Annotated in this window: 9 protein-coding genes, 2 tRNA genes, 1 rRNA gene and 2 pseudogenes; 10 read left to right on the top strand and 4 right to left on the bottom strand. The window is 57.0% G+C overall.

Going from position 1 to position 13299, the window contains the following annotated elements; translation table 11 throughout:
• Positions 1-21 precede the first annotated feature (21 nt).
• On the top strand, positions 22-960 hold the full coding sequence (locus D3Y57_RS01315) for a glucosamine inositolphosphorylceramide transferase family protein (RefSeq protein WP_162986867.1): 939 nt from the start codon (positions 22-24) through the stop codon (positions 958-960).
• Between the two features lie 41 nt (positions 961-1001).
• The gene (locus tag D3Y57_RS01310) at positions 1002-2294 is read left to right on the top strand and encodes a lipopolysaccharide biosynthesis protein (RefSeq protein ID WP_162986866.1); all 1293 of its coding nucleotides are present in this window, start codon (positions 1002-1004) and stop codon (positions 2292-2294) included.
• A 55-nt stretch (positions 2295-2349) separates the two neighbouring features.
• Here D3Y57_RS01310 and D3Y57_RS01305 read toward each other — a convergent pair.
• Positions 2350-4862, bottom strand: a pseudogene (locus D3Y57_RS01305) (TonB-dependent receptor).
• A 218-nt stretch (positions 4863-5080) separates the two neighbouring features.
• On the opposite strand from D3Y57_RS01305, the gene folE reads away from it, so the two are divergent.
• Positions 5081-5692 carry a GTP cyclohydrolase I FolE gene (folE, locus tag D3Y57_RS01300; RefSeq protein ID WP_121150668.1) on the top strand — a complete coding sequence of 204 codons (612 nt, stop codon included), beginning with the start codon at positions 5081-5083 and terminating at the stop codon, positions 5690-5692.
• A 65-nt stretch (positions 5693-5757) separates the two neighbouring features.
• Here the strand turns inward: folE and rplI are convergent, their stop codons facing one another.
• From rplI to rpsF, 3 genes are read right to left on the bottom strand one after another with little or no spacing between them, the layout of a single operon-like run.
• On the bottom strand, positions 5758-6354 hold the full coding sequence (gene rplI / locus D3Y57_RS01295; protein WP_121150666.1) for a 50S ribosomal protein L9: 597 nt from the start codon (positions 6352-6354) through the stop codon (positions 5758-5760).
• 11 nt (positions 6355-6365) lie between these two features.
• A complete protein-coding gene (rpsR, locus tag D3Y57_RS01290) occupies positions 6366-6590 on the bottom strand; it encodes a 30S ribosomal protein S18 (RefSeq protein WP_121150664.1) in 225 nt (74 codons plus the stop codon).
• An 11-nt stretch (positions 6591-6601) separates the two neighbouring features.
• Entirely contained in the window at positions 6602-7048 is a 447-nt protein-coding gene (gene rpsF, locus D3Y57_RS01285) for a 30S ribosomal protein S6 (RefSeq protein ID WP_121150662.1), read from the bottom strand.
• A gap of 148 nt (positions 7049-7196) precedes the next feature.
• Between rpsF and fabD the strand changes: the two genes are divergently transcribed.
• From fabD to D3Y57_RS01250, 7 genes and pseudogenes are all read left to right on the top strand, one after another.
• Positions 7197-8132 carry an ACP S-malonyltransferase gene (gene fabD / locus D3Y57_RS01280; protein ID WP_121150659.1) on the top strand — a complete coding sequence of 312 codons (936 nt, stop codon included), beginning with the start codon at positions 7197-7199 and terminating at the stop codon, positions 8130-8132.
• A gap of 32 nt (positions 8133-8164) precedes the next feature.
• A pseudogene (fabG, locus tag D3Y57_RS01275) lies at positions 8165-8901 on the top strand (3-oxoacyl-[acyl-carrier-protein] reductase).
• Positions 8902-9106: 205 nt separating this feature from the next.
• The gene (locus tag D3Y57_RS01270; protein ID WP_121150657.1) at positions 9107-9745 is read left to right on the top strand and encodes a hypothetical protein; all 639 of its coding nucleotides are present in this window, start codon (positions 9107-9109) and stop codon (positions 9743-9745) included.
• A gap of 537 nt (positions 9746-10282) precedes the next feature.
• Positions 10283-10762 (top strand): hypothetical protein, encoded by a 480-nt coding sequence (locus tag D3Y57_RS01265; RefSeq protein WP_121150655.1) that lies wholly within the window; start codon positions 10283-10285, stop codon positions 10760-10762.
• 605 nt (positions 10763-11367) lie between these two features.
• Positions 11368-12866 (top strand): 16S ribosomal RNA (locus D3Y57_RS01260).
• Between the two features lie 234 nt (positions 12867-13100).
• A tRNA-Ile gene (locus D3Y57_RS01255) sits at positions 13101-13177 on the top strand.
• Between the two features lie 26 nt (positions 13178-13203).
• A tRNA-Ala gene (locus D3Y57_RS01250) sits at positions 13204-13279 on the top strand.
• The last annotated feature ends 20 nt before the right edge of the window (positions 13280-13299 follow it).

The raw sequence follows: 13299 nt of genomic DNA, 5'->3' as shown, positions 1-13299 counted from the left end.
TGTGTTAGATTGATCCTGCCCGTGCTTCCCAAGACCGATATCTGGCGCGTTGGCGTGCTGCCCGTGCCGATGTCCGTCGTAGTGACTGGCGGGTTGGCGGGTATCGCGCCCGTCTGGCTGCCTGCTGGTCGCCCTTTCACGTATCTCGCCGACCCGTTCGGCATGTGGCGCGATGGCAGGCTGTACGTGTTTGTCGAAACTTACGATTATCGATCCCGTCACGGTGGCATCGACGTCCTGACGCTCGATGAGACTTTTAGGGTGATCGACCATCGACCATGCTTGCGGACGGCGTGGCACTTATCATACCCGTTCGTTTTCGAAGCGGCGGGCGAAACCTATATGCTGCCCGAGGCGCATAAATCAGGAGCGCTGACGCTTTATCGGGCGAAACGCTTTCCCGATGTCTGGACGCCGGTCTGCGATATTGCGCTGGGTGAGTCCGCAGGAGAGGGCTCTGCGGTCGATGCAACGCCGGTATTCTTTGAGGGGCTGTGGTGGCTATTTTACGCACCCGCAACCGACCTGTATTCCAAGATGAGCGTATTGAATGCAGCCTATTCGAAGAATATTACAGGGCCGTGGTATGCGCATAGCATGAACCCCTTGCGCGAAACTGCCAACGGCGCACGACCGGGAGGGACACCTGTCGTTCTAGACGGTGCGCTTGTCGTACCACTTCAGGATTGCAGCCAGACCTACGGAGGTGCTGTACGCGCGCTGAGGATCAGTCGGCTCAGCCCAGACACGTTCGAAGCGGAGATTGGCCCCTCGATAGTCGGAGGCGAAGCATTCGGGCCTTATGTCGATGGAATGCACACTTTGTCCGCGTGTGGGAATGTTACATTGTTCGACGCCAAACATATCGATCGATCGATGGGCAAATGGCTGGTCGATGCCGGTCGCGCGCCGATCGTTGCTCGCAAGGCAGTGAAAAGTCTTTGGCGTAAAATTTCGTGAAGCTGGCGGCCGATCCACCACTCTTAGACGAAGGCGTACCGGTGCCGCACCGTACGTGGCGCAGCATCGCTCAAAATACGAGCTGGATGTTGTTGGGGAAGATCGTCGGCGCGGTTCTCAGCCTGATCTATCTTGGGATGGCGACACGGGCGCTTGGCAAGACCGGCTTTGGTGAGTTCGTTATCATTTTGGGGGCGGGACAGACGATTGCCGCACTCGTTAGCTTTGAAACATGGCAGATCCTGTTGCGGTTCGGAATGGACCGCATCGACGAGGGGCGGAGCGAAAAGCTTGGACGTCTTGTCGCCTTCTGCATGGTGCTCGACCTCAGCGGCGTTTTTATCGGCACCGTGTTGGCTGTCGTCGGTGTGCAAGTACTCGGTCCATTTTTCGGCTGGTCAGATTCCGTCAAACACGACGCGCTGATATTCTGCATATTGTTGCTGATCTCCGAACGGTCGGCTCCAACCGGTATATTGCGCCTGTTCGACCGGTTCGGGATTGCCGCCTTTGCCGAAACAGTTACGCCCGTCGTGCGGCTGATCGGCGCCGTGGTCGTCGTCAGCCTCGGTGCTTCGGTCCGGGGACTTCTGGCGGCTTGGGCAATTGCCGAAATGGCAACCGCGATAACACACTGGATACTCGCGCTGCGTTTGATCCCGCTCCATGCGCGCTGGTGGAGGCTTGATGGTTTGCGGGCGGTTCCGGGCGAGCACCCCGGCCTTTGGCGTTTCGCCGGGATTGTGAATGCCACCTCGACATTCGGGCTGGTGGGTAAACAGATTGCGGTGTTGCTGGTTGGCGCTTCGGTTGGCGCAGCAGCGGCAGGTGGTTACCGGATCGCGCACCAGCTTGGGCAGGCGCTGGCGAATATATCCGAAATGCTCTCGCGAGCGACCTTCACCGAACTGATGCGAGCGCGAGCGACACAGACCGCTCAGCAGCTTGCATTGTTGTTCCGTAAAGCTTCGATAATGGCCGGACTGACCGCCTCGGTCATGATTGCGATCATGCTGTTGTTGGGTAAACTGCTGCTTTCGGTTCTGGGCGGCGGGCAATATGCCGCAGCGTATCCGCTTGTGCTGCTACTTGGTACAGCGGCGGCGCTCGATGCGGCAGGGGTCAGTTTTGAGCCAGCACTCCTGGCAACTGGCCGCGCATGGCTGGCATTTCGATTGCGCCTCGTTTCCGGTGCGACGTTGCTCGCCGCACTGTTCGTTGCCCTGGAATGGGGCGGAACGACGACCGCTGCTGCGGCAACATGCGGCGTTGCGGCTCTGACGCTCATCCTGTTCGGAACCGCAGCGTGGCGCGCCGTTCATTATGGTGACTAAGCTTAAGTTTGGGGACCGGCCTGTACCGATCGGACACAGGCGCGGTGACGACTGTCTAGAATGTCTTTCTTATCGTCATACCATAGGTTCGGGGGGGATTGGGGTAGCCGCTATAGCTGCCGTCCTGAGCGACCGTCGGGAATACCGCGACGAGGTAATTATCGTTGGTCAGGTTGCGCACCCAAACCATGATTTCAAGTTTCGCAGGGGCGCTGACCAGCCCGACGCTGGCGTTGAAATTGCTGATGCCCCAAGTCGATAGGTTCGGCGGTGTCGTATCCGACAATTGCGTGTTGCTAACATAGTTGAACTCGCCACGCAGATAGGCGCTGAGTCCGCGACCGACTGGTTGAGTGGCCGTTGCCGACGTTGAAATGCTCCACTTTGGAATATCCGCGGGCCGGCGGCCTGAAATATCCTGAAATATGGGTCGTTGACCGGTCAGTGGGTCCAGCGGGCAATGGATCGCATCGAAATTGACGCAGGGCGCGCGCTTGAAGGAGTCGTATTTTCCTTCGAGGTAAGTCGCCGATCCCGTTAACGCCAGCCATTTAAAGGGTCGATAAGCAGAGTCGATCTCGAACCCTTTGACCGATTCCTTACCTGCGTTGACCAGACTGTAGCCGAGGCCAAGAAAAGTGTTGAGCTGGAATCCGTTTATGGTCTGTTTGAAAACCGCGAGGTTGAAAAAGCCACCCCGGAAAGCGGCCTTCAAACCGGCTTCGTAGACCTCGACATTCTCCGGATCGGCCGATCGTCCGACACCGTTGACGTCGGGCGGGCGGCTGTCGGAGGAAAGATTGACGGCGCTGGCCTTCCAGCCGGTCGCATAGCTCACATAGGCATTTACCGGGCCAAAGTCGTATGCGGCCCGCGCGGTGTAGGTAAGTTTGTGACCCTTCACGATCCCTGATTCGTTGGCATTCGGGATGTTCACGGGACCGTGATTAGCCGCGCTGCCGTAAAAGAACTGCAGTGTGCCAAGGGGGCCGTACAGGTTGCCCGGCAAACCAAGAAACGGGAACTGAGGAATATTCTGTAGATTCAGAGAAGAAAAGGGGTCCTGGAGTACGACGTTAGACGTGACCGCCTTGCGGTCATTCAGATACGCTAGGCCGCCAGTGACCGTCAGTCGATCGGTGATCTTATAATCAGCTTGTCCGAACAAGGAGTAAGACGTTTGTTTCAGGAAATAGCGATCAGAAATACCTTGGCCGGGCTGGAAATACGTTGTTCCGACGCCGATTGATGGCGTGACGAGGTTTTGCAAGATTTCCAGTGCGCGAATGTTGCTTACGCCTCCGACGAGCGGCGCCAGACTGGGGACTGCGGCGACGAGCGCTGCGGTCGATCCCGATGCGCCTTCGGCAAACGCACGAACGTCTTTGCCGTACCGAATGTCCCGACCGGTCTCGGTTCGTTCGTCCTGGTAGAAGCCGCCGACAAGCCAACTCAGCGGTCCATCGTTATCGGACGCAAGCCTCAATTCCTGTGTGAAAGTCCTGATGCGGTTTGCGGTCGTATTGTTTATCAAATCCGCGCCGGTGAAATCGATATCCTGCCGCGACTGGCTGACCTGATTTCGGTATGCGGTGATCGAGGTCAGTTTCGCAAAACCGACGCCCCAGTCCATCTGCGCCGAAATGCCTTTGCCCCGCACACGGTTCATGGGTCGGTATTGAACACGACGTTGCGAGCGAAGACGTTACTGGTGTCGGAGATCGGTTTGCCAAGACCGAAAGGTGGCGGCGCGCCGATCAGTTGCGTTGCAGGACCATTCTGAATCGAGGTTACACCGCAGCAGAGTTCCTTAATAAGGTTGTAGTCCGCGATGACCCGCACGGAAAAGTCGGATGAGGGTTGCCACAAGACGTCGGCACGAACCGACCGTCGGTTACGGTCGGCAACGTCGCGCCCGGTCGTGAGATTGTGGAAAAACCCGTCCCTTTCGTTGACGCTCCCCGAAAGGCGGATCGCGATCGTGTCAGTCAGCGGTCCTGTGAACGTCGCACGAGTCTGCATCAGGCCGTAATTCCCAATACTGACCTCTGCCTTCCCGCCGAACTCGAACTGCGGCTTTCGGGTGACGATGCTGATCGCACCGGCAGAAACGTTTTTTCCGAACAGGGTCGATTGCGGGCCGCGTAAGATTTCGATGCGCTCGATTTCGGGCAAGTCGTCCAGTCCAGCAGCCGATCGCGACCGATATACCCCGTCGATGAACACACCGACCGAGCTTTCGATGCCGTCATTGCCGTTGCCATTGCCAAAGCCGCGGATGATGAAGTTCGTCTGACCGGTCGCATTTAATTGTTCGACTTTTAGCGACGGCACGACCGACTGCAGATCTATCAAGTCGCGAATCTGTGCTTTTTCGACCGTTTCCTGAGCAGTGACAGATACCGAAATCGGCACATCCTGCAGGGTGGCTTCGCGCTTTGTCGCTGTCACGATAATATCGTCGGACCCAGAGGCCGGATCATTCGTCGCTGGCTTCGCTTGCGCCAGTACGGGAGTCGCAATGAGCAGCGCCAAAAATGACGTACCCAGCGTGCTGATCTTTCGCATAGTTGCTCCCCTTGTTCAGCCGCCCAATCGGCCGATGTCGCGTTTATCGCGTATCAGAATTGTTCCTGCGACTGACTGGCAGCAGCGTCAATGGACGAATTGCACCAAATATTGCGCTATGTTGACCACGGAAAACTTATTGGCGATGTGCTGATTAAACTGGCAAAATGCTGGCAGAGTATCGACTATGACAAAACAAGCGGACGGGGATTAAACGAATGCCGATAGAGAACACTGCTTCCGATGGGCAGTTGCGTAAGGAAAAGCTGCCAGTTCCCAAGCATGTGGAAGATGCCGTCCGAACGTTGATTGCCTGGTCGGGCGATGATCCTGACCGCGAAGGCTTGCTGGATACGCCGAAGCGTGTGGCGCGGGCATGGAAAGAATATTGTGAAGGCTATCGGGAAGACCCCGGCTATCACCTGTCGCGTACATTCGAGGAAGTCGGTGGATATAACGAACTGGTGTTGTTGAAAGACATCCCGTTCCAGTCGCATTGTGAGCATCACATGGCACCGATCGTCGGTAAGGCGTCGATCGCCTATATGCCGCAGGATCGCGTCGTCGGAATTTCAAAGCTGGCGCGTGTTTTGAACGGATATGCCCGCCGCCTTCAGGTTCAGGAACGGCTGACAGCGCAGGTCGCGCAGTCGATCTGGGATAATTTGCAGCCACAGGGTGTCGCGGTCGTGATCGAGGCGACGCATGGATGCATGACCGGGCGCGGTGTTCGCACTCCGGGCGTGTCGATGACGACGAGTCGGTTGCTCGGTTGCTTTCTGGATGACTCGCGCAGCCGTAGCGAAGTCCTGAAACTCATGGGTTACTAACCCACACAAACAAAAAGGCCCGGCGGATCGCTCCACCGGGCCTTTTGTCAAAACGATCAAAGCGATCAGGCTTCGGCCGCTGGTTCTTCGTTTGCAGCATCCGAAGCGATCTCGCCGGGTTCGGCATTGGGATCGTAATCTTCGGTGAAGCCAGCTTCGTCCTTCTCGAACATCGATGCCATGACATCGACGCCCTGAGCCTGGAGCTCGGCTTCTTCGGGGCTGCGTGCCACGTTGACCTTAACAGTCACCGCGACTTCGGGATGCAGTTGAACGCGGACTTCATAGACGCCAATCGCCTTAATCGGCTTGTCCAGGATAACCTGGTTCTTGCTGACCTTGTGGCTTTCGGCTTCAAGAGCTTCGACGATGTCACGCACCGCAACCGAACCATAAAGCTGGCCGGTGTTCGATGCCTGACGGATCAACGTAACCGACGCACCATTGACGGTCTCGGCAGCTTTTTCGGCTTCACCGCGACGCGTGTCGTTGTCGGCGACGATCCGCGCCTTGTTTGCTTCGAACAGTTTCAGGTTAGCAGCGTTCGAACGCAGCGCCTTCTTGTTCGGGAGGAGGAAATTGCGCGCAAAACCGTTCTTCACAGTGACAACGTCACCGATCGAACCAAGCTTCTCAACGCGCTCGAGCAGGATCACTTCCATCGAATGCGCCCTTACTTAACGATATAGGGAAGGAGACCGATGTGCCGCGCACGCTTGATCGCCTGGGCGAGTTCGCGCTGCTTTGGGGCACTGACGGCGGTGATACGCGAAGGCACAATCTTGCCACGCTCGGACACGAAGCCCTGAAGCAACCGGACATCCTTATAGTCTATCCGTGGGGCGTCCTTGGCAGAGAACGGGCAGCTTTTGCGGCGGCGGAAAAATGGGCGGGCCATATCAAATATCCTTAAGCGGCTTCAGCGTCGTCGCGACGCGGCCGGTCTTCACGGGGACGATCGTCGCGAGGACGGTCATCACGGTCACGACGGGGGCGGTCGCCCCGGTCACCACGATCGCTGCGTTCCGAACGCTCGGAACGACGCATCATGGCCGAAGGACCAGCTTCATGTTCGTCGACACGCAGCGTCATGTAACGCAGCACGTCTTCGTTGATCTGGGTCTGGCGTTCGAGTTCGATCGGCACGTTGGTCGGTGCGTCGAATTCGAGCATGACGTAATGCGCCTTGCGGTTCTTCGCGATCCGGTAAGCCAACGAACGCAGACCCCACGTCTCAGTCTTGATGACCTTGCCGCCGTTGTCTTCGATGATTTTGGTAGCTGTTTCTGCCAGCGTATCGACCTGGGCTTGAGCCAGATCCTGACGCGCGAGAAACACATGCTCGTAAAGAGCCATGCTTTATCGTCCTTTTCCTACCGATCGCTGCCGAGCGCACCATGCATCTCGACCCTCCGGCTTTCGTAGAGGCGGCCCTATGGCTGAAATGACCAGACTTGGCAAGGCGGCGTGGCCTGCCTAACGAGCCGCAAAGAGGAGTTTGGTGATGAAGGCGTTTATATTTCCAGGGCAAGGGAGCCAGTCGATTGGCATGGGCAAGGCTTTAGCAGACGCCAGTCCGATTGCGCGGGCGGTGTTTCAGGAAGTCGATGACGCGCTGGACCAGCACCTTTACCGTCTGATGACAGAGGGTTTCGAGCGCGATCTGACCCTAACCGAGAATGCTCAGCCCGCTATTATGGCAAATGCGATTGCGACGCTGCGAGTGCTGGAGCGTGAGGGCAATATCAAGCTGGCGGACAAGGCTTCGTTCGTCGCTGGTCACTCGTTGGGCGAATATACGGCGTTGTGTGCGGCGGACGCAATGGACCTTGCGACCACGGCTCGGCTGTTGAAGACGCGCGGACAGGCAATGCAGGCGGCGGTGCCGGTGGGTGAGGGGGCCATGGCGGTGCTGCTCGGGCTGGACTTCGAGACTGCGAAGGCTGTTGCTGAGGAAGCTGCTCAGGGTGAAGTTTGCGAGGCGGCCAATGACAATGGCGGCGGACAAGTTGTGGTTTCGGGGCACACAGATGCGATCGATCGCGCCATCCAAATCGCCAAAACCAAGGGTGCCAAGCGTGCCATGACTTTGCCGGTGTCGGCGCCGTTTCACTGCGCGCTGATGGCGCCTGCTGCCGATGTTATGGCGACTGCGCTCGCAGCCGCCCGTATTCAGTCGCCGCTGGTTCCGGTGTTCGCCAATGTTACTGCCGCCCAGGTTTCCGATCCAAACGTGATCCGCGACCTTCTGGTGCAACAGGTTACTGGAACAGTGCGGTGGCGCGAAAGTGTCGAGGCGATGTGGGATGCGGGCGTTACCGAAGTCGTCGAGTTTGGCGGTAAGGTCCTCGGTCCGATGGTGCGTCGCATTTCGCCCGACATGAAGGCAACCAGCATTGTAACGATGAACGATATCGAAAGTTTGCTGGCAACGCTTTGACGCGCCCGCATTCTGAACTTTTGGAGAAAATGATGTTCGACCTGACAGGTATGACGGCGCTCGTAACCGGCGCTTCCGGGGGATTGGTTCTGCTGTTGCAAAGGCATTGGCGGACTGCGGCGCGACGGTTGCGCTGTCGGGCACGCGCGAGGACGCGTTGAAGTCGGTTGCCGCGACCATTCCGGGATCGGTCATCGTGCCTTGCGACCTGTCCGACGCGGCGCAGGTTGATGGGCTGATCCCCAGCGCTGTCGAGGCATTGGGCGGGAAGTTAGACATATTGGTGAACAACGCGGGCGTTACGCGCGACAACCTCGTCATGCGGATGAAGGACGAGGAATGGGACACGGTTATCCGTGTCAATCTCGAGGCCGCATTCCGCCTGATCCGGGCAGCGTCGAAGCCGATGATGAAAGCGCGGTTCGGACGGATCGTCTCGATCACCAGCGTTGTCGGTACAACCGGTAATCCGGGGCAGGCCAATTACGCGGCCTCGAAGGGCGGCCTGACTGCCATGTCAAAGGCATTGGCGCAGGAACTGGCCAGTCGAAACATCACGGTCAATTGTGTAGCACCGGGTTTCATAACCTCGGCGATGACAGACGCTTTGCCAGACGCGCAGAAGGCGGCGCTGACGACGCGTATTCCCGCGGGCAAACTAGGGGAGGGTGCCGATGTCGCCGCAGCCGTCGTTTATCTGGCGAGCAAGGACGCCGGTTATGTGACCGGACAAACCATCCATGTAAACGGTGGCATGGCTATGATCTGATCGCCTGTCAGGCGATGTGTTGGTGTCCAGTTTCACCTGCGCCGCGTGCTATTTGAATCCGAGAATATCCGCGCGACCGGCGACGCCTTTCCTCGCTTACGACCGACTCTAATGCCGTGATCTGCCTCCTCAATATTCAGCGTGGAGGGAACTTCGTTTCGACGTCGGTGGTTGAGCGCCCACCGAACGTGTTGGAGACGGAATAATGAAACGATCGAACTTTCTCGCGCGGAGTGCCGGAATTTCAGTGCTGCTCCTTTTGGCCAGCCCGGCTTATGCCGAAGGTAAAGCGGATCGCGCGCGCGCCGCCATTGCCGAGGCAACCGGTAAGATCGATGCTGCGAACAAGCTTGGAGCGAATGGAGAAGTTCCCCGCCTACAAGCTGAGGCACAGGCGGCACTCCGCACCGCACGAGAGAACCTGGCGAGCGGCCATAAGGAAGAAGCCATTGCGGCTGCAAACCATGCTTCGACCACAGCGGACCTTGCCATTGGCGAAGCGCAGAAAAATCGCACCAATGCCGAGCGCGCACAACGCGCCAACACTGAAGCAAAGGCGGCCGTCGCTCAACAGGACGCGGCTGCGGCGAACGCGCGCGCTGATGCCGCTCAACAGTCGGCCGCGTCTGCTGCGGCAGATGCCGCAGCCGCCCGCGCAGCACCCCCAGTCGTGATTGCGCCTGCACCGCCCACCACCACTGTGTCCACCGAAACGGTAAAGCGGGTTGCGACGCCGACACGGACGGTCAAGCGGGCACCGGTGCATCGCGTGGTAAAACGCACTACGACGGCACCCGCCGTGTCTGAAAAAACCACAACTACGGTGACGACGACGCCAAACTAACTTGCGTCTACCCCACCGCTTCATGTGGAGCGGTGGGTAATGGCAATTCAGCTCGCTGGCGCGATAGAGCAGTGATCATCGAGCACGGCCATGTGCCGTCGTCATTTTTGGTAAGCATCGGCGTAACGCAACATCATGGTGCTTGCGGGAATCGCTTTATTCGAGACGCCCCCATAGCTCGGTTTCCGTCGCCCGCTGACGATAATGTGTCCGCGTCCATTATCTGGAATTTTGCGCTCTATCTGGACCACGTGTCGATCTTTGTGGCCACAGAGGTGTTTCGCAATTTGTCTCAGTGTCCGGGAGTTGGTTGAACGTGAGGCGGATATTATGTCGAAGCCAACGCTAGCCGGGGACTGCGCTTGATCCACTTTGCATCGCCTCACGATCAGGGCGAACTCATACTAAGGCTGCTTTGATGTCATCGCTTCACAAGCCGAAGACGTTCATAAATTCGCTATTGGCAACAGCTTGTGATTTGATCACTCTCATGCTGAGAGTGCGATTTTCTGATTATGTTATAAGGAATCAACCGATATGAAACCGCTGCTCACCATTCCACGCCGCCGCTGCGCAAAATTTATGATCTCGATTTCGATGGCCATCATCATGCCTGCAAGTGTCGTCATGGCTCAGTCCGCCGGCGAAATCGTCACTCAGCCAGCGCGTGACGTCGGCATCGAGAAAACCAACATCCCGCCGTTGCTGATCGAGGTGAGCAAAAACCCTTACAACACGGCGGGCACGGGAAGTTGCGGGCAGATTTCTTCGGCGATAGCAGCCCTGTCGAAAGTCATCGGGCCAGACTTCTCGACCTCTCCGGCGGAAAACAAACGCAACATGGCACAAGTCGGAGGCGCTGCGGTTGTGAACTCGCTCATACCTTTTCGCGGAATCGTTCGCGAAGTTAGCGGGGCCAGTGCCGCCGAACGTCGTAAGAATGCCGCAATCGACGCGGGCATCGCGCGGCGCGGTTTTCTCCGTGGGCTGCAAACAGCGCGCAAATGTCGTCGATAACGAATCGATGAATGGCCGCATCGGATTCGAATCCGATGCGCAGATTGAAAGTATTTAGCAAAAAGAGAGGCTTGGTTGAATTCGTGCGTTTGTGAGGACGTGCCGATCCTTAGGTTGGTGGCAGACCTGAACGTGTCTCACGGTGCGTTGCAGCGGTATTTCACAGTGAATGTCACAGCGATTTCGTGCGATAACGGCATGATTTGCAAGCGAAAAGTCATTCTGCCGACCGTTGTAGCAGTTGACGATTGTAAAGAGGGGTTGACGGCTTTGCGGGTGGCTTCTAGAGGAGGGGCATCGAGACGGTGAGCGGTTAGTTCACTGGTTCGGTTAGCGAGATCAGCAGGCGCCCGGTCCTCCCGGTAAAACGGGGGTGGATTTGGCGTCGGCATTTTGCGCTCTTTCTCATTGTTGGTAAAGATGAAGGGACATGTGGGCAGCGGCTCCAGGTCCGACGGTTTTAAGGCGTCGGTTGCTTGGTTAAATTAGTCGTTACTCACAAGTCCTTTATATGTATTCCATACGTAAAAATGATTTGTGCAGAGCGATCCTTGAAATGGACGTCTTGCTCTGGGGAATTCCACCCGGGAGTGAGATTGGACATCAAACTTGAGAGTTTGATCCTGGCTCAGAATGAACGCTGGCGGCATGCCTAACACATGCAAGTCGAACGAGATTGTGACTTCGGTTGCAGTCTAGTGGCGCACGGGTGCGTAACGCGTGGGAATCTACCCTTGGGTTCGGAATAACAGTGAGAAATTACTGCTAATACCGGATAATGACGTAAGTCCAAAGATTTATCGCCCAAGGATGAGCCCGCGTAAGATTAGCTAGTTGGTGGGGTAAAGGCCTACCAAGGCGACGATCTTTAGCTGGTCTGAGAGGATGATCAGCCACACTGGGACTGAGACACGGCCCAGACTCCTACGGGAGGCAGCAGTGGGGAATATTGGACAATGGGCGAAAGCCTGATCCAGCAATGCCGCGTGAGTGATGAAGGCCTTAGGGTTGTAAAGCTCTTTTACCCGGGAAGATAATGACTGTACCGGGAGAATAAGCCCCGGCTAACTCCGTGCCAGCAGCCGCGGTAATACGGAGGGGGCTAGCGTTATTCGGAATTACTGGGCGTAAAGCGTACGTAGGCGGTGGTTCAAGTCAGAGGTGAAAGCCCGGAGCTCAACTCCGGAACTGCCTTTGAAACTAGATCGCTAGAACATCGGAGAGGTAAGTGGAATTCCGAGTGTAGAGGTGAAATTCGTAGATATTCGGAAGAACACCAGTGGCGAAGGCGGCTTACTGGACGATTGTTGACGCTGAGGTACGAAAGCGTGGGGAGCAAACAGGATTAGATACCCTGGTAGTCCACGCCGTAAACGATGATAACTAGCTGTTGGGCCTCATAGAGGCTCAGTGGCGCAGCTAACGCATTAAGTTATCCGCCTGGGGAGTACGGTCGCAAGATTAAAACTCAAAGGAATTGACGGGGGCCTGCACAAGCGGTGGAGCATGTGGTTTAATTCGAAGCAACGCGCAGAACCTTACCAGCGTTTGACATGGTAGGACGACTTCCAGAGATGGATTTCTTCCCTTCGGGGACCTACACACAGGTGCTGCATGGCTGTCGTCAGCTCGTGTCGTGAGATGTTGGGTTAAGTCCCGCAACGAGCGCAACCCTCGCCTTTAGTTACCATCATTTAGTTGGGGACTCTAAAGGAACCGCCGGTGATAAGCCGGAGGAAGGTGGGGATGACGTCAAGTCCTCATGGCCCTTACGCGCTGGGCTACACACGTGCTACAATGGCGACTACAGTGGGTTGCAAACTCGCAAGGGTGAGCTAATCTCCAAAAGTCGTCTCAGTTCGGATTGTTCTCTGCAACTCGAGAGCATGAAGGCGGAATCGCTAGTAATCGCGGATCAGCATGCCGCGGTGAATACGTTCCCAGGCCTTGTACACACCGCCCGTCACACCATGGGAGTTGGTTTCACCCGAAGGCAGTGCTCTAACTCAGCAATGAGAGGAAGCTGACCACGGTGGGATCAGCGACTGGGGTGAAGTCGTAACAAGGTAGCCGTAGGGGAACCTGCGGCTGGATCACCTCCTTTCTAAGGATTACGGCGGAAAGCGCTGAACCCCAGATTTCGGTTTGCGTTTCAGAAGAGCTTCCTCCTGTCCAAAGAACATTTGCCGCTGTCCTCATGTCCCTTCATCCTGGAAAACACTTGGCGCTGGCCAGGGTCATTCACCGTTTATTTGGTGGCGATCTTGACCAGCTTTGAGTGTCAGCCTGAGCTGGCTCACACCGCCTCGCGGCCCATTGGGTCAGTGGGGCAGGTATGGGGCCGGTAGCTCAGGTGGTTAGAGCGCACGCCTGATAAGCGTGAGGTCGTAGGTTCAACTCCTACTCGGCCCACCATGCATGTCTGTCAGGCACAATTGGTCGGGGCCTTAGCTCAGTTGGGAGAGCGGTAGCTTTGCAAGCTTCAGGTCAACGGTTCGATCCCGTTAGGCTCCACCATTTGCTCAAGTCGTCGGATC

Source organism: Sphingomonas paeninsulae (assembly GCF_003660165.1).
Taxonomy (GTDB): domain Bacteria; phylum Pseudomonadota; class Alphaproteobacteria; order Sphingomonadales; family Sphingomonadaceae; genus Sphingomonas_O; species Sphingomonas_O paeninsulae.
Note: the sequence above shows the minus strand (reverse complement) of the source record. Positions and strands in the feature narration are given on the sequence as shown.